This is a genomic window from Microvirgula curvata, assembly GCF_054781615.1.
On the sequence record NZ_BAAGUB010000003.1, the window covers coordinates 118212 to 140487 of the forward strand.

The 22276-nt window shown below is 65.3% G+C and carries 23 protein-coding genes and 5 tRNA genes; 18 read left to right on the forward strand and 10 right to left on the reverse strand.

Annotated elements, in window-relative coordinates; all coding sequences use genetic code 11:
* Position 1 precedes the first annotated feature (1 nt).
* From ACYVG8_RS00775 to ACYVG8_RS00790, 4 genes are all read left to right on the forward strand, one after another.
* Positions 2-1183: a DesA family fatty acid desaturase gene (locus tag ACYVG8_RS00775; protein ID WP_028497727.1), complete on the forward strand. Its 1182-nt coding sequence runs from the start codon at positions 2-4 to the stop codon at positions 1181-1183.
* A gap of 16 nt (positions 1184-1199) precedes the next feature.
* Positions 1200-1790, forward strand: coding sequence for a methyltransferase domain-containing protein (locus tag ACYVG8_RS00780; RefSeq protein WP_460744903.1), 591 nt, complete (start codon positions 1200-1202; stop codon positions 1788-1790).
* A gap of 92 nt (positions 1791-1882) precedes the next feature.
* Positions 1883-2608 carry an energy transducer TonB gene (locus ACYVG8_RS00785; protein ID WP_460744904.1) on the forward strand — a complete coding sequence of 242 codons (726 nt, stop codon included), beginning with the start codon at positions 1883-1885 and terminating at the stop codon, positions 2606-2608.
* A 37-nt stretch (positions 2609-2645) separates the two neighbouring features.
* Entirely contained in the window at positions 2646-3116 is a 471-nt protein-coding gene (locus ACYVG8_RS00790) for a copper chaperone PCu(A)C (protein WP_028497726.1), read from the forward strand.
* Between the two features lie 157 nt (positions 3117-3273).
* Here ACYVG8_RS00790 and ACYVG8_RS00795 read toward each other — a convergent pair whose 3' ends face one another.
* A complete protein-coding gene (locus ACYVG8_RS00795) occupies positions 3274-3678 on the reverse strand; it encodes a RidA family protein (protein WP_028497725.1) in 405 nt (134 codons plus the stop codon).
* 124 nt (positions 3679-3802) lie between these two features.
* Here ACYVG8_RS00795 and ACYVG8_RS00800 point away from each other — a divergent pair, with 124 nt between their 5' ends.
* The 11 genes from ACYVG8_RS00800 to ACYVG8_RS00850 all read left to right on the forward strand — a co-directional run bounded on the left by ACYVG8_RS00800 (position 3803) and on the right by ACYVG8_RS00850 (position 12920).
* A complete protein-coding gene (locus ACYVG8_RS00800) occupies positions 3803-4705 on the forward strand; it encodes a LysR family transcriptional regulator (RefSeq protein WP_460744905.1) in 903 nt (300 codons plus the stop codon).
* 100 nt (positions 4706-4805) lie between these two features.
* The gene (locus ACYVG8_RS00805; RefSeq protein WP_028497723.1) at positions 4806-5024 is read left to right on the forward strand and encodes a YgaP family membrane protein; all 219 of its coding nucleotides are present in this window, start codon (positions 4806-4808) and stop codon (positions 5022-5024) included.
* A 6-nt stretch (positions 5025-5030) separates the two neighbouring features.
* A complete protein-coding gene (locus ACYVG8_RS00810; protein ID WP_107889429.1) occupies positions 5031-5393 on the forward strand; it encodes a carboxymuconolactone decarboxylase family protein in 363 nt (120 codons plus the stop codon).
* A 256-nt stretch (positions 5394-5649) separates the two neighbouring features.
* Positions 5650-7371: an arginine--tRNA ligase gene (gene argS / locus ACYVG8_RS00815; RefSeq protein WP_028497721.1), complete on the forward strand. Its 1722-nt coding sequence runs from the start codon at positions 5650-5652 to the stop codon at positions 7369-7371.
* A 179-nt stretch (positions 7372-7550) separates the two neighbouring features.
* Entirely contained in the window at positions 7551-8579 is a 1029-nt protein-coding gene (gene ygfZ, locus ACYVG8_RS00820; RefSeq protein WP_281661359.1) for a CAF17-like 4Fe-4S cluster assembly/insertion protein YgfZ, read from the forward strand.
* Positions 8580-8726: 147 nt separating this feature from the next.
* On the forward strand, positions 8727-10472 hold the full coding sequence (locus tag ACYVG8_RS00825; protein WP_281661360.1) for a putative bifunctional diguanylate cyclase/phosphodiesterase: 1746 nt from the start codon (positions 8727-8729) through the stop codon (positions 10470-10472).
* Between the two features lie 333 nt (positions 10473-10805).
* A complete protein-coding gene (locus ACYVG8_RS00830) occupies positions 10806-11099 on the forward strand; it encodes an H-NS histone family protein (protein WP_308417874.1) in 294 nt (97 codons plus the stop codon).
* A 203-nt stretch (positions 11100-11302) separates the two neighbouring features.
* Positions 11303-12235: a dihydroorotate oxidase gene (locus ACYVG8_RS00835; protein ID WP_107889427.1), complete on the forward strand. Its 933-nt coding sequence runs from the start codon at positions 11303-11305 to the stop codon at positions 12233-12235.
* 128 nt (positions 12236-12363) lie between these two features.
* Positions 12364-12439: transfer RNA gene (locus tag ACYVG8_RS00840), tRNA-Asn, on the forward strand.
* Positions 12440-12497: 58 nt separating this feature from the next.
* Positions 12498-12791, forward strand: coding sequence for a GIY-YIG nuclease family protein (locus ACYVG8_RS00845; protein ID WP_028497717.1), 294 nt, complete (start codon positions 12498-12500; stop codon positions 12789-12791).
* Between the two features lie 24 nt (positions 12792-12815).
* Positions 12816-12920: a type II toxin-antitoxin system HicB family antitoxin gene (locus ACYVG8_RS00850; RefSeq protein ID WP_107890327.1), complete on the forward strand. Its 105-nt coding sequence runs from the start codon at positions 12816-12818 to the stop codon at positions 12918-12920.
* A gap of 3 nt (positions 12921-12923) precedes the next feature.
* Here the strand turns inward: ACYVG8_RS00850 and ACYVG8_RS00855 are convergent, their stop codons facing one another.
* The 4 genes from ACYVG8_RS00855 to ACYVG8_RS00870 all read right to left on the reverse strand — a co-directional run bounded on the left by ACYVG8_RS00855 (position 12924) and on the right by ACYVG8_RS00870 (position 18965).
* Positions 12924-14678, reverse strand: coding sequence for a cytochrome c peroxidase (locus ACYVG8_RS00855; protein ID WP_460744906.1), 1755 nt, complete (start codon positions 14676-14678; stop codon positions 12924-12926).
* A gap of 14 nt (positions 14679-14692) precedes the next feature.
* The gene (locus ACYVG8_RS00860) at positions 14693-17356 is read right to left on the reverse strand and encodes a hypothetical protein (RefSeq protein ID WP_460744907.1); all 2664 of its coding nucleotides are present in this window, start codon (positions 17354-17356) and stop codon (positions 14693-14695) included.
* 137 nt (positions 17357-17493) lie between these two features.
* Positions 17494-18453 carry a FecR domain-containing protein gene (locus ACYVG8_RS00865; RefSeq protein ID WP_460744908.1) on the reverse strand — a complete coding sequence of 320 codons (960 nt, stop codon included), beginning with the start codon at positions 18451-18453 and terminating at the stop codon, positions 17494-17496.
* Positions 18450-18965, reverse strand: a complete 516-nt coding sequence (locus ACYVG8_RS00870; protein ID WP_107889423.1) for a sigma-70 family RNA polymerase sigma factor — start codon at positions 18963-18965, stop codon at positions 18450-18452. The genes ACYVG8_RS00865 and ACYVG8_RS00870 overlap by 4 nt, the downstream gene beginning before the upstream one ends.
* Positions 18966-19151: 186 nt before the next feature.
* Here ACYVG8_RS00870 and ACYVG8_RS00875 point away from each other — a divergent pair, with 186 nt between their 5' ends.
* The 3 genes from ACYVG8_RS00875 (at position 19152) to ACYVG8_RS00885 (ending at position 21118) form a co-directional block, all read left to right on the forward strand.
* Entirely contained in the window at positions 19152-20204 is a 1053-nt protein-coding gene (locus tag ACYVG8_RS00875; RefSeq protein WP_107889422.1) for an NADP(H)-dependent aldo-keto reductase, read from the forward strand.
* An 88-nt stretch (positions 20205-20292) separates the two neighbouring features.
* The gene (locus tag ACYVG8_RS00880) at positions 20293-20901 is read left to right on the forward strand and encodes a LexA family protein (protein WP_234412933.1); all 609 of its coding nucleotides are present in this window, start codon (positions 20293-20295) and stop codon (positions 20899-20901) included.
* 52 nt (positions 20902-20953) lie between these two features.
* Complete coding sequence (locus ACYVG8_RS00885; RefSeq protein WP_156952443.1) at positions 20954-21118, forward strand: hypothetical protein; 165 nt, start codon at positions 20954-20956, stop codon at positions 21116-21118.
* A gap of 91 nt (positions 21119-21209) precedes the next feature.
* On the opposite strand, the gene ACYVG8_RS00890 is transcribed toward ACYVG8_RS00885, so the two are convergent.
* The 5 genes from ACYVG8_RS00890 to pgsA form a co-directional block, all read right to left on the reverse strand.
* A tRNA-Cys gene (locus tag ACYVG8_RS00890) sits at positions 21210-21283 on the reverse strand.
* Between the two features lie 41 nt (positions 21284-21324).
* A tRNA-Gly gene (locus ACYVG8_RS00895) sits at positions 21325-21400 on the reverse strand.
* Between the two features lie 18 nt (positions 21401-21418).
* Positions 21419-21494: transfer RNA gene (locus ACYVG8_RS00900), tRNA-Gly, on the reverse strand.
* A gap of 31 nt (positions 21495-21525) precedes the next feature.
* Positions 21526-21601, reverse strand: a tRNA-Gly gene (locus ACYVG8_RS00905).
* 81 nt (positions 21602-21682) lie between these two features.
* Positions 21683-22264, reverse strand: coding sequence for a CDP-diacylglycerol--glycerol-3-phosphate 3-phosphatidyltransferase (pgsA, locus tag ACYVG8_RS00910; RefSeq protein WP_028497711.1), 582 nt, complete (start codon positions 22262-22264; stop codon positions 21683-21685).
* Positions 22265-22276: the final 12 nt, after the last annotated feature.

Genomic DNA, 22276 nt, shown 5'->3' on the forward strand with positions numbered 1-22276 from the left:
AATGGAATACCTGAATGGCCTTGTCAACTGGCCATGGTGGGGGTACGTGCTGTACACGCTGGCCGTGACCCACGTCACCATCGCCTCCGTCACCATCTTCCTGCACCGTCACCAGGCGCACCGCGCGCTGGACCTGCACCCGATCGCCAGCCACTTCTTCCGCTTCTGGCTCTGGCTCACCACCGGCATGGTGACCAGGGAATGGGCGGCCATCCACCGCAAGCACCATGCACGCTGCGAAACGGCCGACGATCCGCACAGCCCGCAGGTTCTCGGCCTGAAGACGGTCATGTGGCAGGGCGCCGACCTGTACCGCGAAGCCGCCAAAGACCAGGCGCTGCTGGACAAGTTCGGTCACGGCACGCCGGACGACTGGATGGAACGCAACGTCTATACCCGCCGCAGCGCGCTGGGCGTCGGCATCCTGCTGGTACTCAACCTGATCCTGTTCGGACCGATCGGCCTGACCATCTGGGCGGTGCAGATGGCATGGATTCCGTTCTGGGCCGCCGGCGTGGTCAATGGCGTCGGCCACTTCTGGGGCTATCGCAACTTCGAGAACGAGGACGCCGCCACCAACCTGCTGCCGTGGGGCATCCTGATCGGCGGCGAGGAACTGCACAACAATCACCATACCTTCGGCACCTCGGCCAAGCTGTCGTACAAGTGGTATGAATTCGACATCGGCTGGATGTATATCCGGCTGATGGAAATGGTCGGGCTGGCCAGGGTCCGCCGCGTGCACCCGGTACTGCTGCAGGGCACGCCGAAGCCGCAGCTCGATCTGGCCACGCTGCAGAGCATCGTCAGCAACCGCTATGCACTGGCGTCGCGCTATGCACGGGAACTGAAGGCGGCCTACCGCGCCGAGATTGATGCCATCCGCCGCCAGCACCCGGACATCTGCGCCCGCACACTGCGCCGGAAGATGAAAGTGTGGCTGAAGCAGGAAGCCAGGGACACGCCGAGCACCGAACGCCATGTGCTTGATCGCGCGCTGGCGGTCAGCCCGACGCTGGACACCATCTATCGCATGCGCCAGGATCTGAGCCGGGTGTGGGAGCGCTCCAGCCTCAGCCGCGAACAGCTGCTGCAGGAACTGCAGGACTGGTGCGCCCGCGCCGAAGCCAGCGGCATCCGCCAGCTGGAGAACTTTGCCCGACGCCTGCGCGCGGTCGGCTGAACGGACGCAGAAAGCCATGGCACAGGACAGCTCGCTTGCCGACTTCTGGGATACCCGCTACCAGCAGGGCGTCACGCCGTGGGACGCGGGCCAGGTGCCGGTCGAGTTTGCCGCCTTTGCCGAAGAACAGCCGCGTGGCCGGGTGCTGGTGCCCGGCTGCGGCAGCGGCTACGAGGTACGCTGGCTGGCCGAACGCGGCCACGCCGTCAGCGCCATCGACTTCAGCCCCGCCGCCATCGCCGTGGCGCGCCAGGTCATCGGCAACGACAGCCTGCTGCGCGAGGCCGACTTCTTTGCGCTGGACGAGCCGCCGTACGACTGGGTTTACGAGCGGGCCCTGCTGTGCGCGCTGCCGCCGCGCACCTGGGCAGACTGGGGTACACAGATGGCGCGCCTGATCCGTCCCGGCGGCCTGCTGGCCGGTTACTTCTTCCATGCCGACACGCCGAAGGGGCCGCCGTTCGGCCTGCACGACACCCGGCTGCAGCAATTGCTCGAACCCGGCTTCCGCCGCATCGACGATCGCCCGAGCGGTACCGGCCTGCCGATCTTCAGCGGTCGCGAGCGCTGGCAGGTCTGGCAGCGGCTGGACAACGCTGGCACCTGATCACCATCAAGCATCCTGCGACGGATTGCCGCACGCCACCGTCATGCCCCCCGCAGCCCGCCCGCCGCAGGTAAACTGGCGCCGCCATGCTGATGTCCCGCCCCCTGATTCCCGCTGCCGTATCGCTTGCCCATATTGCCGTTCTCGCGGCACTGGCCGGCGTGTGGGTGGTCGAGCGTGCGCCAATCCCGCCGCGACCGCTGCAGGCCATGCTGTACACCCCGGCGGTCGCCACCCCGGTCGAGGCCCCCCCGGCGTCGGCACCACCGGCACCACAGGCCCGACCGGCCGCCGCAACCGCACCGGCGCACAGCATCCCCACTCGCGAACAAGCTGACGCCCCGGCCGACATCACCCGGAAAACCCGCCCGCAGCCGCCCGCACCGACCGCGGCACCGGCTACACCGGCCAGTCCGCCGGCAGCAGCGAGTGCCGCGCCGGACAGCAGCAGCGCCACGGCCGACGGCAGCGCAACCGCCAGTGGCGGTCAGGGCCGGCACGGCACGCAGGACAGCGGCGGCGACGGCCCGCACGAAGCCAGAATCATCAGCTCGATGTACAGCAATCGACCGCCAACCTATCCGGCAGCATCGCGCAGCCTCGGCGAAGAAGGCCGCGTCATTCTCAAGGTCCGCGTCAATGCGGCAGGACGGCCGGAGAGCATCGACATCGACACCTCCAGCGGCTTCCCGCGCCTCGACCGCGCCGCGACTGACGCCGTCCACCGCTGGCGTTTCGAGCCGGCGATGTCGCAAGGTCAGCCGGTCGCCGGCTGGGTCCGCGTCCCCATTCTGTTCCGGCTCGACAACAGCCGCTGATTTCTCCCCCTTTACCCCGTTCTGCAAGGACACCCCAATGAAGACCTTTGTATCCGCTGCCCTGTTGCTGCTGTCGAGCACCGCCTTCGCCCACAGCTATACCGCCGGCGACGTCGCCATCGGCCACCCGTGGGCCCGCGCCACACCGGGCCCGGTCAAGACCGGCGCGGCCTACCTGACGCTGCAGAACAAGGGCAAGAGCGCCGACACGCTGCAGGGTGCCGACGGCGATGTCGCCGACCGGGTCGAAATCCACAACCATATCAACGACAACGGCGTGCTGAAGATGCGCCGGGTCGATGGCGTGAGCGTCGAACCGGGCCAGCGCGTGGCACTGCAACCCGGCAGCTACCACATCATGCTGATCGGCCTGAAAAAGCCGCTGCTGGCCGGCGAATCGTTCCCGCTGACACTGCACTTCAAGCGCGCCGGCGATGTCAGGGTCGACGTCAAGATCGAAGCGACCACCAGTGAGGCCCCCGCGGCCGACGCCCACGGCGAACACTGATCCGGACAGCATCCGGGCGGCAAGGATTCTGCTCCCTGTTTTGCGCACGCAAGTGCGCAGGACAGAGGGGGGGCGTCCTTGCCGCCCTTTGCATTGCGGGGCAACGGTCATGAGGCAACGCCCTGCGAGTCAAGGCGTGCGGGCACAGGCATCCTCGCTACGGCCTGGCCCCGGGCAGTCTGGCCACCACCTTGATCTCGAGATCAAAGCCGTACAGCCAGGTAACGCCCACGGCGGTGAGTGCAGGATGGGGCGCCTCCCCCCAGTAATCGGGCAGGACCTTCCACAGGGTATCGAGCACGGCCTCGGGGTTGACGATAAACAGCGTGACATCGATGACATGATCAAAGCTGCAGCCTGCGGCTGACAGGATGGCGTTGAGATTGTCAAACGCCCGGCGGATCTGTGCTTCCAGACCGGGCTCGGGCGAGCCGTCCTCGCGGCTGCCGACCTGGCCGGACACGAAAAGAAAGCCGTTGGCGCGGATGGCGGGCGAATAGCGGTTTTTCTCGTACAAGGCCTGACGGCCGGCGGGAAAAACGACCTGGCGAACATTGCTCATGAAAGTCTCGACCACGAAGTGACAGGAGCCGCCACTATCCGCGAGGGCCAGACCGCGATAAACAGGCAATACTCCCCAGCGCTGTTTGTAAAATTCAAACAATCGACAGAGAGGGAGCGCGCCATTGGACCGTTTCGACGCCATGCAGGCTTTTGCCAGGGTCGTGGAGACCGGCAGCTTCACCAGGGCAGCGGATGCCCTGCACATCAGCCGGACCACGGCCACCCAGCTGGTCCAGCAACTGGAGGCGCGGCTGCGCGTGAGCCTGCTTCACCGCACCACGCGCAAGGTCGGACTGACCCCGGCCGGCAGTATTTACTATGAGCGCGTGGTCCAGTTGCTGGCCGATCTGGACCGGGCCGAGGCGGATCTTCCGCAGGCGCTGGGCACGCCCGCGGGCCGGCTGCGCGTCGACGTACCCGGGCCGCTGGCCAGCATGGTGCTGGTGCCTGCGCTGCCGGCGTTTTTTGAACGCTATCCCGGCATCGAGCTGCACATGGGTGCCGGCGATCGCATGGCCGATCTGCTCGACGAGAGCATTGATTGCGTGGTGCGCGGTGGGCCCGTCACCGACCAGTCCCTGATCGCCCGGCATGTCGGGGATCTGCAGATGTCGGTATACGCGGCGCCGTCTTATCTGGCCCGCAAGGGGATGCCCGCGCACCCGGGCCAGCTGGCGGGGCCGGAGCACAGCCTGGTCGGTTTTCTGTGGGAGTACCGCAATCTGCCGCAGCCTTATGCGCTGCGGCGCGGGAACGAGTGCATCCCCGTGCGCGGCCACTACGCCCTGGCGCTCAATGATGGCAATGCCTATCTGGCGGCCGGCCTGGCCGGGCTGGGCGTCGTCCTGCTGCCCGACTACATGGCCCGCCAGGCAGTCGGCGAGGGCCGGCTGCAGCGTCTGTTCGAGGGCTGGCACGTCGACCCCATGCCCATACATGTGGCTTTTCATCGCACCAGGCACAGCAACGCACGGCTGCGGGCCTTTATCGACTGGGTGGTCGAACTCATGGCCGCCCTCCGCTAGCGCGCAGTCCCGGCTCGACCCGGCCGGAAAACAATATGCTTGATAATATAATGTTATTTGTTATTATATTTGTACGTGTATTGTTAACCCGGAGAACAACATGCAAGCCAATGTGGGCGGTCCCGACCGCATCCTTCGCATCATCGCCGGCCTGGCGCTGATCGCCGCCACGGCACTCGGCTGGATTGGCGCCTGGGGCTGGATCGGCCTGCTGGTCCTGGCCAGCGGCGTATTCCGTTTCTGCTTTGCCTACCGGCTGCTCGGTCTGAACACCTGCGGCAGTTGCTGCAGCGGCAAAACCTGCAAGAAAGCGGAGTAAATCCACATGAACAGCACCGATTACCGTGATCTGACCCGGACCCTTACCCAGAACCTGTCCGCGCTGCGCAGCGATCTGCCCGAGCTGATGAAAGGCTTCGGCGATCTCGGCCGCGCCGCCACCCGCGACGGCGCACTGGACCACAAGACCAAGGAACTGATCGCCCTCGCACTCGGCGTCGCCGCGCGCTGCGACGGTTGCATCGGCTTCCATACCCAGGCGCTGGTCAGGCTGGGTGCCAGCAAGGCCGAAGTCGAGGAAGCCCTCGGCATGGCGGTCTACATGGGCGGCGGGCCGTCGCTGATGTACTCGGCCAACGCCATCGCCGCCTTCGACGAATTCAGCGCCGCCGCCGCCGACGCGCGCTGACGCGCTGACACCCTGCCATCGGCCGGGGGCACCGACGCCACGGCAACCGCCGGTCCCCACCCTTGCAAGCAGTCCGCAACCGCCTTCATGGCGGTTTTTCCTTTCCCTTTCGGGAAGTTCCGGATATCCAGCGTTGCCGGGGCGGGGGGCCCGGACATACAATCAAGCGGTACTTTTCTGCATTTGCCGGCATCAATGCTGCTTTGGCTGTTATTTGCAGCTTTTTTACCGCGCCCCTCACTACGGAATCCGCAAGATGACGCTGCAACATCTTCTGCAAGACAAGCTCGCCGCCGCGCTCGCCGCCGCCGGTGTCCCCGACGCCCAGCCGCTACTGCAACCCGCAAGCCGACCAGAGTTCGGCGATTACCAGGCCAACGGCGTGATGTCCGCGGCCAAACAGCTGAAGATGAATCCGCGAGAGCTGGCGCAGAAAGTCATCGACAAGCTCGACCTGACCGGCATTGCCAGCAAGGTCGACATCGCCGGACCGGGCTTCATCAACATCACGCTGGATCCGGCCTTCCTGGCATCGCGCCTGGACCATGTACTCGAACAGCCGAAGCTCGGCGTCGAACCGCAGCAGCCGACCAAACGCGTGATGGTCGAATACTCGTCGCCGAACCTGGCCAAGGAAATGCACGTCGGCCACCTGCGCTCGACCATCATCGGCGACACGCTGGCCCGCGTGGTCGACTATCTCGGCCATGACCTGGTGCGTGGCAACCACGTCGGCGACTGGGGCACCCAGTTCGGCATGCTGACTGCCTACCTGGTGGAAACCCAGCAGGCCGGCAATGCCGCGCTGGAACTGAACGACCTGGAAGGCTTCTACCGCAAGGCCAAGATCCGCTTTGACGAAGACGCAGACTTCGCCGATCGCGCCCGCGACTACGTGGTGCGCCTGCAGGGCGGTGACGCTGACGTGCTGGCACTGTGGAGACAGTTCGTCGACGTGTCGCTGAAGCATTGCGAGGCGGTCTACCGCAAGCTTGGCGTCGGTCTGACCCGCGACGACGTGCGCGGCGAATCGTCCTACAACGACGACCTGCCGATCATCGTCCAGGAACTGCACGATGCCGGCCTGCTGACCGAAGACAACGGCGCCCAGGTCGTGTACCTGAACGAATTCAAGAACCACGACGGCGAACCGATGGGCGTCATCGTGCAGAAGAAGGACGGCGGCTTCCTGTACACCACCACCGATATCGGTGCCGTGCGCTACCGCCACAAGACGCTGCACCTCGACCGCGTGATCTACGTGGTCGATGCGCGCCAGAGCCAGCACTTCCAGCAGATGTTCAGCATCTGCCGCAAGGCCGGCTTCGCCCCGGCCGGCATGTCGCTGGAGCACGTCGGCTTCGGCACGATGATGGGTGACGACGGCAAGCCGTTCAAGACCCGCACCGGTGGCACGGTCAAGCTGATCGAGCTGCTGGACGAGGCCGAAGAACGCGCCTTTGCCCTGGTCAGCGAAAAGAACCCGGACCTGGCGGAAGCCGAACGCCGCAAGATCGCCCACGCGGTCGGCATCGGCGCGGTCAAGTACGCCGACCTGTCGAAGAACCGCAACAGCGACTACATCTTCAACTGGGACCTGATGCTGGCGTTCGAGGGCAATACCGCCCCGTACCTGCAGTATGCCTACACCCGCGTGGCCAGCATCTTCCGCAAGGCCGGCGCCTTTGACGCCAGCGCACCGCTGCAACTGAACGAACCGGCCGAGAAACAGCTCGCCCTGGTACTGGCACAGTTTGGCGACACGCTGAATGCCGTGGCCGACGACTGCCTGCCGCACGTGCTATGTGGTTACCTGTACCAGGTTGCCACCCACTTCATGCGCTTCTACGAAGCCTGCCCGGTACTGAAGAGCGAAGGCGCCGTGCGCGCCAGCCGCCTGAAGCTGGCCCGGATCACGGCGGAAACGCTGCGTACCGGTCTGGACCTGCTCGGCATCGAAGTGCTCGAGTCGATGTAAGCCCGGGGAACGGGAGCCGGTTCGCGCCGGTTCCGTTCGCGAACCGCATGCCGGCGTGCCCCTTTCGGGACACGCCGGCATTTTTTTACTTGTCGACCCGGCCTGCCGTCCCCATCTTGTCCGCCAGTACATCGCACGGCACGATCGATACCGCCGCGCCCAATGGAGAATCTCTCAGCATGAATGCATCCTGGCTCGAATTCCTGGCCGCGCAAGGCGCGGTCGTTACCGATGGTCATGTCAGTGCCTTCGCCGGCCGCGACGCGCGCGCCGACAGCGGGCTGGCAGCGGCACACGCGCCGACCGTCACGCCGCTGACCCGGTTCGCCGTGCTCGATTTTGCCGGCGACGATGCGCAGGCCTTCCTGCAAAGCCAGTTTTCCAGCGATGTACGTCAGGTCGACGCGACCAGCGCCCAGCTGTCCAGCTACTCGACCGCCAAGGGCCGCATGCTGGCCAGTTTCCTGATCTGGCAGCGCGACGGCCGCTACCGGCTGCTGCTGGCCGCAGATCTCGCCAGCGCCATCGACCGCCGTCTCGGCATGTTCATCCTGCGCAGCAAGGTCAGCCATGCCCCGCTGGCCGGACAGGTCCTGCTCGGCATCGCCGGCGAGCACGCCGCCCGCCGTGCCGGCGTCATTGCCCCCGCACCGGCCGCCGATTTCAGCCTGACCGCCTTCGACGGTGGCGAAGTCATCCGCCTGCCGGGCGAGCGCTTTGTCGTCATGGTCGCGGAAGACCGGGCGGCGGACGTCTGGCATGCGCTGCAGGAAGCCGGTTCGCAAGCGACCGGCGAAGCCGCGTGGGACTGGCACGACATCGCCACCGGCACCCCGTGGATCAGCCTGGCCACCCAGGAAGCCTTCGTGCCGCAGATGACCAATATGGAGCTGCTTGGCGCGGTCAATTTCAAGAAGGGCTGCTATCCGGGCCAGGAAATCGTCGCCCGCACCCAGTACATCGGCAAGGTCAAGCGGCGCATGCTGCGTGCCCATGTCGATGCCGATGCCAGCGCCGGCCAGGACCTGTACGCGGCGGAAACCGGCGAGCAGTCGATCGGCAAGATCGTGCAATCGGTGCCGGCCGCACACGGTGGCAGCGAAGTACTGGCGGTCGCGCAGCTGTCGGCCTGGGCATCCGGGGTGCATCTCGGCGCCCCGGACGGACCGGCGCTGACGGCCGGCACCCTGCCCTATCCGGTAGCGTAAATCACGGCGCTGACAGATAAGCATTCGTAATGCCGGTGCGAACCGGCGATGCGGATCAATTGTCAGCGCAGGACGACTAATGCCACAATCGCGGCGCCCGACCGTGCAACGGAGAATGCCTCCCCGGCGGGACACCGAGGTCCTCCCGTGAAGTGGTTTTCGCTGTATCCGTCCTTCCTGCAACCCGCCAGGTCCGAGCCGCCACCGGCCCAGACCCAGATACTGCTGTGCGCGCTGGAACAGTGCGTCGACTCGGTAATGATTACCGACGCCAATGGCATCATCACTTATGTGAATGCCGCCTTCGAGCGCATCACCGGCTTCAGCAAGCGGGAAACCCTCGGCCGTACCGCCTCGCTGCTGCGTTCCGGCCGCATGAGCGCCGCTTTCTACGCCCAGTTGTGGGCACAGCTGCGCGCCGGACGGGTATTCAAGGCCATCTTCATCAATCGCCGGAAAAACGGCGAGCTGTACAGTGAAGAGAAAACCATCACGCCGCTGACCGACGAAAACGGTCAGATCACCCACTACATTTCCACCGCGCGCGATGTCACCGAACGCCTGCGCACCCAGGACCAGCTGCACCGGCTCAGTCATTTCGACCTGCTGACCGGGCTGAACAACCGTGGTGCCTTCCTGAGCCTCGGCGAGCGGGTACTGGAGCGGGCGCGGCTGGACAATCATCGCGTTGCCGTCGTCCTGGCCGACGTCGACCACTTCGGCCAGCTGAATGCCATTCATGGCCAGAATGTCGGCGATGCACTGCTGGTGGAAATGGCCGAGCGCCTGAGCCGGCTGTGCCAGAGCGAACACCTGGCCCGCACCAGCGGCCGCGGCTTTGCCTGGCTGATGACCGATCCGGCACCGGACACGGTGCTGACCCAGGCCATGCGCCCGCTGCAGAGCTGGCAGACCCCGTTCCCCTGCGACAATGTCTCGCTGCCGATCACCGTCTCGGCCGGCATCGCCCTGTTCCCGGACGATGCCGAAAACTTCTTCGACCTGCTGCACAAGGCACAACTGGCCAAGCGGCTGGCCAAACAGGGCGGTGGCGGCATCAGCCAGCGCTACCAGCCGGAACTCGGTCTCCGCGAAAGCGGCGACAGCCGGCTGTGCGCCGAACTGCGTACGGCACTCGGCAACGCCGAGCTGTCGGTGTTCTACCAGCCAATCTTCGACCTGACCTGGAACCGGCTGGTTTCGGTCGAGGCGCTGCTGCGCTGGGATCATCCGCAGCACGGCATGCTGTCGCCGGCAATCTTCCTGCCGCTGGCACAGCGCAGCGGGCTGATGCCGCAGCTGAACCGCTACGTCAGCGACATCGCCTGCACGGCCCTGTCCCGCATCAACGACGGCAGGGAACGGCCGCTGCGGCTGTCGATCAACCTGTCGGTGGGCCAGTTCGCCGACCCCGGGTTGCCGGACACCATGCGCCAGGTACTGACGCGTACCGGCTTCCCGCCCGGGCTGCTGACCGTGGAAGTCGACAGCGCGGCACTGAGCGGCCCGCAGGCGCGCCCGGACGGTGCGCTGGCGGCGCTGGGCGCGCTCGGCATCGAACTGGCCATCGACGACTTCGGCCTCGGCCACCTGGCGCTGGAAGCCCTGCGCCGGCTGCCGGTGCAGGCGGTCAAACTCGACCGGCAGCTGGTCGGCCGGCTCGACAGTGACCCGCTGGCGGAAAATGTGGCTCGCGCCAGCCTGCTGCTGGCCCGGGAACTCGGCCTGACCCTGATTGCCGAAGGGATAGAAACGCCCCGCCAGATCCAGTGGCTGCAACAGCAGGGCTGCCATTTTGGCCAGGGTTATCTGCTGGCAAAACCGATGTCGGCAACGGCATTGGCGGAATATCTGGATTCCGACCAGTGTCGCTTTGGCAGCGAACTGCTATAAGCAACGGTTCATCATGCCGGGCTGAAAATACCCGGCGTCTTCTGCCCGGCAAGTTCCGTGACGATGCGCCGAAAATTCATCTGCACAAGTGTCCGTTCGTTCATCGGCACGTAAGAAATACCCCTTTTAATCGGGCGGGCAATCCTTCCGCCGACCGATTTACAAAAAATTGACAAATATCAGCCCGCAAATGACCCCGGGGGTCTTTTCAAAGTCGGCAAAAACTATTATTTTCCGGGGTGTTTCTTGACAAACAGAAACCTGTTTCGCTAACGTGAAGCAAGTTTCCGATTCACCCGCACAAAAAGGCAGAACACAATGGACTTCCAAAACATGGAATACACCGAACTCCTGACGCTGAAGGCGCAGATCGAGTTCGAAATCAAGCGTCGCGAATCCGAAGAAAAGAGCAAGGCCCGCAAACAGATTCTCGAACTGGCCAAGACCTACGGTCTGGAACTCGACGAAGTGCTGGGCAAGGTGGCTACCACCACCCGCAAGCCGGTTGAAGCCAAATACCGCCACCCGGCCGACCCGTCACAAACCTGGACCGGCCGTGGCCGCAAGCCGCGCTGGGTTGAAGAACTGCTGCAAAGCGGCAAGACGCTGGAAGACCTGGCCATCTGAGCCTGGCCATTGCCTTCCGAAAGCGGCAGAGAAATCTGCCGCTTTCGTTTTTTCAGCACAACACGAATGGGCACATTATCCGGTCATTTCAAGACCAGCTGCATAATGAGAATCCATGCACGAATAGCGCTTGACCGGTCACAACACCGGCAGCGGAAAATTCGCGCATAGTGCCCTTTTCCCTTCGACGCAGGAGCCTGCCCGTGACCGATATCTCCACCCACATCCTCGACCAGCGCATGCGCAGCCCGGTATACAACGCGTCCGGCGTGATGTGCAGGGAGACTACGGAGCTTGAAGCCGTACGCCACAGCGATGCCGGCGCACTGGTCAGCAAAAGCTGCACGCTGGAGGCCCGCGACGGCAATCCCGAGCCGCGTTACGCCGCCACGCCATTCGGCAGCATCAATTCGATGGGCCTGCCCAACCACGGCTATCGCTATTATCTCGACTACGCCGCCCATTACGATTACACCGACAAGCCGCTGTTCATCTCGATTTCCGGACTGAGCCTGGCGGACAATCTGCACATGCTCGACGCGTTCCAGCGCCTGAAACGCCCGCTGCTGCCGGAGGTGAATCTCTCCTGCCCGAACGTGCCGGGCAAACCGCAACTCGGCTACAGCTTTGACGACATGGCCACGGCGCTGACCGCCATCCACGCGGCGATGGACATTCCGTTCGGCGTCAAATTGCCCCCGTATTTCGATATCAGCCACTTTGAAATGGCGGCGGAAATCTTCAATCGCTTTGAACGTCTGAAGTTCCTTACCTGCATCAATTCGATCGGCAATGGGCTGGTGGTGGACACCGACAGCGAGACCGTGCTGATCAAGCCCAAGAACGGGCTGGGCGGCATTGGCGGCGATTATGTATTGCCAACGGCATTGGCCAACGTCAATACGTTCTATCGGCTGTGCCCGGACAAGCAGATTATCGGCTGCGGCGGCATCGGAGCCGGTGAGCAGGTATTCCAGCACATACTCTGCGGCGCAAGTGCCGTTCAGGTCGGTACCCGGTTGTGGGAAGAAGGCGCCGGCCTGTTCACCCGTCTCAATCAGGAGCTGGTGGCGATCATGCAGCGCAAGGGTTACCAGTGCCTGGCGGACTTCCGTGGCAAGCTGTGCACGCTTTAAACCGCTTAGTGGATGATGGAAAAGGGAAAAGTGCCGGCAAGGCCGGCCATTCCGGTCCGGACGTTCTGAATTCCTGAAGAAACGCTTGACGCTTCAATAAGGAAACCGTATAGTTCGCCTCCATCAATTCCCCGATAGCTCAGTTGGTAGAGCGCCGGACTGTTAATCCGTAGGTCCCTGGTTCGAGCCCAGGTCGGGGAGCCAGATTCAACGCCGTGAACCATTGGTTCACGGCGTTTCACGTTATGGGCCATCCCTTGCCATGAACTGGTACCTGTACCTGCTCGAATGCCGCGGCGGCAGCCTGTATACCGGCATCACCACCGATGTCGAGCGCCGCTATGCGATGCACGCGGCCGGCAAGGGGGCCCGCTATACCCGCCTGCATCCCCCCGAACGCATCGCGCTGGTCGTCGCCTTCGACAGCAAGTCCGACGCCCTGAAAGCCGAGTACGCCATCAAGCGCTTCAGCCCGGCCGAGAAGCGCCGCTGGATCGCCGAAGCCGGTGGCGCTGCCGGGCAGCCCCTGACCGCACAGGAAGACGGCCATCGGTAGAAACAGCGAAATCCACCAACTTGCCTGCCCCGGCGCGTACTGACCCTGATCGACCGCTATGCCAGGGCACACCACGAAAGCCGCACGGGCTTTCTCGCCCGTGCGGCCGTCCTGGCCATGCGCGACTGACCCTCAGCGCCGCGCCGACACCGGCTCCAGCCCCATCTCGGCCGGTGTGGCCGGCCCGGTCCTGGCTTCGCCGCTGACCGCCTGCAGGAATGCATGCAGCGCCTGTTTCTCCCGCAGCGTCAGCCCCAGCGGCCTCAGCTCGGGCGCCGCCTGCGGCAGATCGGGCCGGCTGGCGGCCGTCTGCACCATACCGGCATCGTACATGGCGATCACCCCCAGGTTCTCGGTCAGCGGAAACAGCCCGTTATGCATGTACGGACCGGTCAGCAGGATGTCGCGCAGTGACGGCGTACGGAATTTGCCCCGGCCAGCCGGGTCACCGGTCACGGCGTAACGGCCAAGGTCCTCGAGTTCGCGGCCGAAATAATGCAGGCCGTTGCTGTGGAAACGGTTGTCGGACAGCAGTGCCCCATTGTGGCAGTTGATGCAGCGCGCCTTGGTCCGGTACAGATGCAGCCCCCACAGCGCCCGGTCATCAAGCGCCATGCGCTCGCCCTTCAGGAAACGGTCGAAGGCGCTGTCATGGCTGATCAGCGTGCGCTCGAACGTCGCCAGCGCCCGTGCCATGCGCAGCGTATCGACCCGCGCATCACCAAAGGCCGCCGCAAACAGCGGCGCATACCCTGGCTGTGCCGCGATGCGGGCGACTGCACGCGCGAGCGGCTGGTGCATTTCCAGCGGATTGCTGATCGGTCCCAGCGCCTGCGCTTCCAGCGAGCCCGCCCGGCCGTCCCAGAACAGCGACGTGGCATAGGCACTGTTCAGGATGCTCATCGAATTGCGCTCGCCACGCTGGCCGAGATGGCCCAGCGAGACCGCGCGCCGGTCGGTCCAGCCGGTGGCCGGATTGTGACAGCTGGCGCAGGACACCTGCCCGTTGCGCGACAGTTGCGGATCGAAGAACAGCCGACGCCCGAGTTCGACCTTCTGCGGAGAGTACGGATTGTCGGCCGGGAACGGCACGGGGGGCAGCAGGCCCAGATCGGCGAAGCCGTCGCGCACCGACGCATCGATCTGCGGCGGCGGCCAGTCCGGCTGCCATGACTCGCCCGGGCGGTAGCGCGCGTACTGCGCCCGCCATTGCGCCAGTTGCGCCGCCGACGGCGGCAGATCCTCCCCCACCGCGGCCGCTGGCGGCCGCAGGAAGGCGCCAGACGGGCCGGACCGGCGGGCCGGCACGACCGCCGGCTGCCCGCGCACCAGCCGCACGGCACCGGCACGCGTCGGCAACAGACTGGTGGCCGGCAGCTCGCGGTGGGTATCGTCGAACCACACGGCGCGCACGCCGCCGACCCGGTGCAGGGTCGAACTCCAGTAGAAGGTCGGCAGCGCATCCGGAAACGCCCGCCGGTCGATGGCCGGCCGCGACGGCCGGGTGGCAACACGGGACAGATCGAGCAGCGATTTCAGCTCGTCCTCGTCCGGCAGCCGCCAGTCGTCATGGCCGCACAGCCGCGCGGCATTGACCGCCGCCACATACGACGGCGCATCGCAGCGGGGCAATGCCGCATCGCAGCGCCCGGCCTCGCCGCCGCGGCGGCTGTCGACCGGCAGATACACATGGTCGCGCGCGCGCAGCCCGGAGCGGGTCTTCCGCTCCCAGAGCAGACCGGTACGCCGGTCGAGCACGCAGGCCACCTCGCCAGTGCGCCCGCCAGTCTGCGGCACAAAGCGCAGACCGCCATCGCCGCGTGCCATGGCCGGCAGGGCGGCGCCCAGCGCCAGCGCTCCCGGCAGCAGATACTTGAATATCGACATGTGCCAGCCCTCCGTCAGAACCGATAGTTGGCTTGCAGCCAGATTTCGCGACCATTGCCATACTGGTCGTTGTTGCGCTTGATCAGCGGCGAGGTCGACACCAGCACCGGCTGGCGGTTCAGCACATTGAGAATGTCCACCGTCAGTTCCAGCTGGCGCCAGAACGTCGGCTGCCAGACCAGCCGCGCATCCCAGGTCCAGTACGACGGCAGCGTGCCCTCCTGGTACATATCCAGCTGGTCGGCCTTGTTCACGCCGACATAGAACACGTCGTCGCGCTTGCTCAGCCAGTTGAAGCGGTTGTTCCAGCGCAGCCCGATGCCGTTCCAGCCGGCGTTGAGATCGAGCGTGACCCGCGACGGCTGGTTGAAGTTCGCCGTCGGGCGGTCGGCAGCATCGATCAGCCTGCCGTTGTAGTAGATCTGCCCGTTGTCGACCCCGGTGTCGTCATAGCCGTCGACCAGACTGTTGTTACTGCGGAAACGCTCGTAGCTCAGTGCCAGCCGCATCTGCCAGTCCGCGCCCAGCGCCTGCCACGGCCGCTGGTTGGCGAGGCTGAGCCCGAACGAATCGGTGCGCGACTCGCCGTCGTTCACATACTCGTAGCCGAGCAGCACGTTCTTGCTGTCGCGCAGCGCCCGCTTGTTGATTTGGTCGCGTCCCTCGCGATGGACATAGGACAGCACGCCCTCCAGCCCGGCGAACTGCTGGGTCAGCGCCAGCGAGCGCTCGTCGTTGTACGGCGTATCCAGGTCGCGGTAGCGCGAGATCTCCCCGCTGCCCGGCGAGGCCACCGGCAGGCCGGCGCTGTTCAGTACCGACTCGGTCAGTTTGCTGACCCGCTCGCGCAGCGCCAGATCGAGCACGTTGTCGCCGTAATAGCGCGCCATGCCGAGCGTGACCACCGACTGTCGACTGCCGAACAGGTCCCAGTCCATCCGCGTCCGCGGCGACAGATTGCTGTTGCCCAGATAGCTGTCGCGGTCGAAACGCAGCCCCGGGGTCAGACTGACCCGCCCCCAGCGCATCTCGTCGGCCAGCCACAGTGCCCGGCTGTTGTAGGACACGCCGACCTGGCCAGCGTGATAGCGGGTCAGGCTGGTGATCTTTTCGCTGCCGTTGGCCTGATGCGTCAGCCGGTACGAGCTGGCGTCATTGAAGCGCTGGTAGTCGACCTCGACCCACTGGCTGTCGACCCCGACCGACAGCGTGTGCGCCACCGGCCCGGTCAGCAGCGGATCGAGATCCAGCCGCGCCTTCAGCGCCCAGCTGTCGCGGGTTTTCTGTTCCTTGCCCAGCCCGCCGGTGGTGAACTGGGTGCGGGTGCTGGCGAAATAGTGGGTGACCAGATCGTCGCGGTTCGAGGTACGGCTGTCGTCGAAACGGTCCCAGCCCAGCTGGAAGTTGAATTTCGCGCCATTCAGGCGCTGATCCAGATTCCACGCCACCCCGGCCGCATCATGCTCGTTGTCCCAGCGTGAATCGACAAACAGCGAATTGGCCCGCTGCTCGCGGCGGGCGCTGTACTTCAGCGTCAGATCGGTCACCGTATCGCTGTCGATCCACCAGCTGAGCTTGCCCAGCAGATTGTCGACCCGGTCCTGTTCGGTCGAGGTGCCGGCCACCACACTCTTGTCCAGGCTGACCGAGCTGGCGCGGCGGATATCCGACTCGCGGCGCGACAGGCCGAGGACCACGCCGAAGCGGTCATCCAGCTTGCGGTCGACATTCAGCGAATAGAAGCGCTTGCGCCAGTCCGGGGTATAACCGGACATGCCGAGATCGTAGTTCGACTGGTTGCCGTCGCTGACCCGCTGTTCGCTGAGATTGGAGCCACTCATGCGATAGCCGACATCGACACTGTCCTGGCCACTGGCCCGCTTCAGCCGCGCATCGACCACACCGCCATTGAAGCGGCCGTATTCGACCGGAATATTGCTGTCGAACACCCGCACTTCGCCCAGCAGGCGGGTATCCAGGAAATAGGCCTGGCTGTTGCTGGGAATGTTCCTGACCTGCAAATTGCTGTTCTTGTTGGCCGGATTGATATTGTTGCTGCCATCCATGCCGTCGATCTGGAACAGGTTCTGGTACGGGCTCGCACCATGGAACGACAGGTCCTCCGGCGCCAGCGAGCCACGCGTCAGCGAGCCCCCGGCGCTGCTGTTCTGGCGCACGGCCGGATGGGTGGCCAGCAGTTCGCTCAGGTCGCCATTGGCCGCCGGCGTATTGCGGATATCGTCGGCGCTCAGCAGCGCCCGGCCCGGCGCCAGCGGCGGACGCCGGTCGCTGATCACCACCACCGGCAGGCGGATTTCATCGCGCAGGCGGTCGGCGATCACCACCACCGCCGGCAGGCTGTCGGGGTTGCCGTCAGCGCTCCGGCCATCCGGGCGCAGCACGAAGCCGTCGCGGGCATCGCCGGCGACCTCGATGCCGCTGCCGACCAGCAGCTGCTTCAGCGCATCGAGCAGCGAATAGCGACCGTCCAGCCCGGCGGTCTGCCGGCCGGCCGCAATATGGGAACCGAACGAAATCATCACCCCGGCCTCCCGGCCCAGCCAGTTGACCGCCGCCTCCAGCGAGCCGGCCGGGATCTGGTAGTAACGGGTCTCCGCGGGCAATCCGTCGGCCCGTGCCGGCGCGGCCGGCACGCACAGCGCGGCCCCCAGGGTCATGCCGATCAGGACGCGCCGGAATGGCGCCGGAACGGAAAGTCTTCGCCGATGCATGTCTTCTGTCTCTCTGTGCAGTGGAGTTCTCCCTCTGCTGTCACGCGAGACGAAAAAACGGACCATGAAAATACGGATTATTTTCAGATGGCGACCGGAGCGGGCGGGCGCGGATACAGCCCGACCCACAATCGGGTGCGCTGGCGCAGCTCCAGCCCCAGCCCGCTGGCGAGCAGATGCAGGATGCGGTCGGTATCGGCCAGCGGATAGGTGCCGGAGACGCGCAGCCCGGCAATGGCAGGGTCGCAGTGGATCCAGCCATGCCGGTAGCGCCCCAGTTCGGCAAGCAGATCGGCCAGCCGCCAGCCGGACACCACCAGCATGCCGTCGGCCCAGCTGGCGTCCTCCGCCGCCAGCACGACGTTCGACACGATGCCTGCCGCACGGAAGCGCACCTGTCTGCCTGCAGGCAGCGACAGGGGCCGGGCCGCAGACGGACAGAGCCGCACCGCGCCGGTGTGCACGCCGAGCGTGTCGCTGTCCCCGCCGGCCCGCAGCACGAACTGCGCCTCAACGGCCTCCGCCCATCCCTGCCCGCAGGCAAGACGCAGCGGCCGCCCGGCGCGGGCCGACACGCTGGCCAGCACTTCGCCGCGCAGCAGCGTGACCTGATGCCTGCGCGGATCGCGGCCCAGCGCAATGGCGCTGTCGGTATTCAGCGTCAGCCGCACACCGTCGGCCAGCGCCACGCTGCGCGTCTCGCCGACCCCGGTCAGATAATCGGCCTGCCACGGCTGCGCCCGCGCGACCAGCAGCGCCGACGTGCCGCCGACGGCCAGCACGCCCAGCGCCTGCAATGCACGGCGGCGGGCCGGCGAAGCCGGCCGCTCCAGCGTATCGCGCGCGGCGCCGGCCGGCAGTTGCCGCCAGCGCGCCCGCACCGTCTCGATCCGCTGCCAGGCCTGATGGTGAACCGGGTCGGCGTCCAGCCACGAATGCCACTGTGCCAGCCGTTGCGGCGTCGGCGGGCAATCGGCGAACTCGACCAGCCAGGCCACCGCCTGACCGGCCACTGCGGCGCTGAACGGCGCGGCGCGGCTCATTGCGGCAGCTCGGCGAAATAGCACTGCATCGCCGCCCGGCTCATGTGCCGCTTGACCGTGCTGACCGAGATGCCGAGCCGGGCACCGATCTCGGCATAGCCGAGGCCATCGAGCTGGGACAGCAGAAAGGTGCGCCGCACCGCCGCCGGCAATCCGTCCAGCAGCCGGTCCAGCTCGCACAGCGTTTCCAGAATCATGAGCCGCGTTTCCGGTGGCGGCGCCACCGGTTCCGGCAGGCTGGCGAGCGTCTCCAGCCAGGCGCGCTCGATCTCGGCCCGGCGGTAGTGGTTGGCCAGCACGCGTCGCGCCACCGTGGTCAGAAAGGCACGCGGTTCCTGAATCGCGCCGACATCACGCGACAGCAGTACGCGCACAAAAGTGTCCTGCGCCAGATCGGCGGCCTGCTCCACGTCTGCCAGCCGGCGGCGCAACCAGCCGGACAGCCAGTGGTGATGCCCGTGGTAGAGCTCGGCCACCACCGACGCCGCATGGGCAGTAGATGCGTCAGCCACAATCCCTCCGCGTCGGAAAAAACCCAAATAGTAATGAGAATCGTTCTATTCGTGAAGCATTAATTCCCATTCGGCATGCCGTCGATATAACCATCCGGCCGGCTGCAGCGCAGCAGAAGCCATTTGAGGCCGCGAACCGCTCTGCTACCCTGAGCGACCCGAATCCCGTCTCGCAAAGGACGCGCAATGGAATACGTCGCATTGGGCGACAGCGGCCTCGATATCAGCCGCCTGACCCTGGGCACCATGACCTGGGGCGAACAGAACACGGCGCAGGACGCCTTTTCGCAGATCGACCTGGCACTTGAACACGGCATCAACCTGATCGACGTCGCCGAGATGTACCCGGTCCCGCCCCGCCCGGAAACGCAGGGCGACACCGAGCGCATTCTCGGCCAGTGGCTGGCGCGCTCCGGCCGCCGCGACAAGGTGCTGATCGCCACCAAGGTGGTCGGCCCGATCAACGACCCGACCCGACCCAGTCACTTCCGTGACGGCAACACCCACTTCGATCGCGCCAATCTGACCGCTGCCCTCGACGCCAGCCTCAAGCGCCTGGGCACCGACTACGTCGACCTGTACCAGCTGCACTGGCCGGATCGCAATGCCAACTACTTCGGCAAGCTCGGCTACCCCTACCAGGACGACGCGCCGGACAGCGCCCCCATCGAGGAAACCCTCGCCGTGCTGAAGGAATTCATCGCGGCCGGCAAGGTGCGCCATATCGGTGTATCCAATGAAACCCCGTGGGGAGTCGGCCGCTTCCTGGAAGCCGCCCGTCATGCCGACCTGCCACGCATCGTGTCGATCCAGAATCCGTACAGCCTGCTGAACCGCAGCTACGAGATCGGCCTGTCGGAATTCGCCCACCGCGACGGCATCGGCCTGCTCGCCTATTCACCGCTGGCATTCGGCGTCCTGTCCGGCAAGTACCTGAACGGCGCCCGGCCGGCCGGTGGCCGCCTGACCCTGTTCGACCGCTTTGTCCGCTACAGCAATCCGCAGGCCGAGGCCGCCACCGCGCAGTACGTCGCCCTGGCCGATGCCCATGGGCTGACACCGGCGCAACTGGCGCTGGCGTGGGTCAACAGCCGCCCGTTCGTACTCAGCAACATCATTGGCGCGACCACGCTGGCGCAGCTGGAAGAAAACCTGCGCAGCATCGATGTCACCCTCGACGCCACGCTGCTGGCCGGCATCGAAGCCATCCACACCCGGCAGCCGAATCCGGCGCCCTGACACCGTTCGTCGGCCTGTACGCCGACACGGGCTTGCCGACGGCGGGGTTTCTGTTATTCTTGTTACACGAATAACAGAAACCCCGTGCATGAGCGAAACCCAGAAACCCCGACAACGCAAACCCGGCGCCGGCCGCAAGGCCGGTACCGGCCAGTTCGGTGGCGAGCCGACCGTGATCGTCCGCCTGCCCGAGGCCGATCGCGACTCGCTGCTCGAGCTGGCCCGCCTGCGCTCCGAACGACGACGCGGCCTGTTCCCGCCACTGCCGGCCGACCAGGTCTACCGCCCGATGCCCGATGCGCCCCGGGTCGCCATCCCGCTGGCCGGCGTCTCGGTCCGTGCCGGCCTGCCGTCCCCCGCCGCCGACTTCGAGAGCGAGCAGCTGGATCTGAACGACTACCTGCTGCGCGATGCGCCATCGACCATCATGTATCGGGTCAAGGGCCTGTCGATGATCGGCTGCGGCATCGACGAAGGAGATCTGCTTGTCATAGACCGCAAGCTCGAGGCCGGGCACAATGACATTGTACTCGCCGAGATCCCGGGTGAAGGTGCCACGGTCAAACGCCTGTACCGCAAGGGTGGCCGCGTGGCGCTGCTGCCCGAGAACCCGGACTTCGAGCCCATGGAATTCTGCGGCGAGCAGGAGTTGCTGCTCGTCGGCGTCGTTACCGGCTGCATCAAGAAATTCCGCTAGCCCCGGTCCCGCTTACCTTTATCGCAGTCGTCACCGTATTGCGGAGGTCACCATGTCCCATCTGATGAACTTCATTCCCCGCCGCCTGGCGGTCTTTCCCACCGAACGCGAGGCGATGCTGTACGCACGGCAGAAGCTGGCGGAGGGCCTGAAACAGGTCAACGTCGTCGCCGGCAAGCATGGCTGGGTGGTCAACCGCGCCGGCCGCCTGAACTGAAACGCCGGCGGGCACCGTGACAGGTGCCCGCCTGAATGCCGCCCATGCAAAAAGCCACCGTCGGGACGGTGGCTTTTTACTTCGGTGTCACTGGAGGCGGGGGTCGGAATCGAACCGGCGTCTACGGATTTGCAGTCCGCTGCATAACCACTTTGCTACCCCGCCTTTGAACGGCACGGCAGGAACACTTCCTGCCGGGATAAAACTGGAGCGGGAAACGAGGCTCGAACTCGCGACCTCAACCTTGGCAAGGTTGCGCTCTACCAACTGAGCTATTCCCGCTTGGGGTGAAAATCAGGCTGGAGCGGGAAACGAGGCTCGAACTCGCGACCTCAACCTTGGCAAGGTTGCGCTCTACCAACTGAGCTATTCCCGCATACCGTGATTTTCTGCCGCAAAGAAAGAAGTGGAGCGGGAAACGAGGCTCGAACTCGCGACCTCAACCTTGGCAAGGTTGCGCTCTACCAACTGAGCTATTCCCGCATACTTTCTCTTTGCCTCCCGCGTCGTTGCCGTCGCGAGAGATTGCGAATTATAGGGATTGCCGAATGGCTGTCAACCCCATCAGACGTCGATTTTTTTACCCGACAGCTCGACCGAAGCCATTTTCAGGTAATAAACCATTGACCACAAAGTAAGAATGGCCGCGATCACCATCAGCACATTTCCCAGCAAATTTGTATCGACATACGGAACCAGCGGCGCATCGGACAGCAGCAACAGAATGGCAACCATCTGCGCCGTGGTCTTCAGCTTGCCGACGGTGGCCACGGCGACGCTCTTGCGCTGGCCAAGCTGCGCCATCCACTCGCGCAATGCCGAAATGGTGATCTCGCGACCGATGATGATCATCGCCAGGATGCTGTCGGTCCGTTCCAGGCGCACCAGCAGGATCAGCGCCGCCGCGACGATCAGCTTGTCCGCCACCGGGTCGAGGAAGGCGCCGAATGCCGAGGTCTGCCCCCAGCGCCGGGCGAGAAAACCATCGAGCCAGTCGGTCACCGCAGCGAACGCAAAGATCAGCGCCCCGACCAGATTGGCCGTTTCCACCTGGATCCAGCTTACCGGCAGGTAGAACACCGCCACGAACACCGGGATCAGCGCCACGCGCATCCAGGTCAACAAGATAGGAAAATTAAACGGCATCGCTCGGTCTTC

Bases quoted from the DNA above. Each gene is read 5' to 3' on its own strand.
- argS (WP_028497721.1), top strand. From the start codon at position 5,650: ATGACGCTGCAACATCTTCTGCAAGACAAGCTCGCCGCCGCGCTCGCC.
- ACYVG8_RS00880 (WP_234412933.1), top strand. From the start codon at position 20,293: ATGAGCGAAACCCAGAAACCCCGACAACGCAAACCCGGCGCCGGCCGC.
- pgsA (WP_028497711.1), bottom strand. From the start codon at position 22,264: ATGCCGTTTAATTTTCCTATCTTGTTGACCTGGATGCGCGTGGCGCTG.
- ACYVG8_RS00830 (WP_308417874.1), top strand. From the start codon at position 10,806: ATGGAATACACCGAACTCCTGACGCTGAAGGCGCAGATCGAGTTCGAA.
- ACYVG8_RS00860 (WP_460744907.1), bottom strand. From the start codon at position 17,356: ATGACCCTGGGGGCCGCGCTGTGCGTGCCGGCCGCGCCGGCACGGGCC.
- ACYVG8_RS00775 (WP_028497727.1), top strand. From the start codon at position 2: ATGGAATACCTGAATGGCCTTGTCAACTGGCCATGGTGGGGGTACGTG.
- ygfZ (WP_281661359.1), top strand. From the start codon at position 7,551: ATGAATGCATCCTGGCTCGAATTCCTGGCCGCGCAAGGCGCGGTCGTT.
- ACYVG8_RS00865 (WP_460744908.1), bottom strand. From the start codon at position 18,453: ATGAGCCGCGCCGCGCCGTTCAGCGCCGCAGTGGCCGGTCAGGCGGTG.
- ACYVG8_RS00885 (WP_156952443.1), top strand. From the start codon at position 20,954: ATGTCCCATCTGATGAACTTCATTCCCCGCCGCCTGGCGGTCTTTCCC.
- ACYVG8_RS00875 (WP_107889422.1), top strand. From the start codon at position 19,152: ATGGAATACGTCGCATTGGGCGACAGCGGCCTCGATATCAGCCGCCTG.
- ACYVG8_RS00795 (WP_028497725.1), bottom strand. From the start codon at position 3,678: ATGAGCAATGTTCGCCAGGTCGTTTTTCCCGCCGGCCGTCAGGCCTTG.
- ACYVG8_RS00810 (WP_107889429.1), top strand. From the start codon at position 5,031: ATGAACAGCACCGATTACCGTGATCTGACCCGGACCCTTACCCAGAAC.
- ACYVG8_RS00805 (WP_028497723.1), top strand. From the start codon at position 4,806: ATGCAAGCCAATGTGGGCGGTCCCGACCGCATCCTTCGCATCATCGCC.
- ACYVG8_RS00780 (WP_460744903.1), top strand. From the start codon at position 1,200: ATGGCACAGGACAGCTCGCTTGCCGACTTCTGGGATACCCGCTACCAG.
- ACYVG8_RS00845 (WP_028497717.1), top strand. From the start codon at position 12,498: ATGAACTGGTACCTGTACCTGCTCGAATGCCGCGGCGGCAGCCTGTAT.
- ACYVG8_RS00855 (WP_460744906.1), bottom strand. From the start codon at position 14,678: ATGTCGATATTCAAGTATCTGCTGCCGGGAGCGCTGGCGCTGGGCGCC.
- ACYVG8_RS00790 (WP_028497726.1), top strand. From the start codon at position 2,646: ATGAAGACCTTTGTATCCGCTGCCCTGTTGCTGCTGTCGAGCACCGCC.
- ACYVG8_RS00785 (WP_460744904.1), top strand. From the start codon at position 1,883: ATGTCCCGCCCCCTGATTCCCGCTGCCGTATCGCTTGCCCATATTGCC.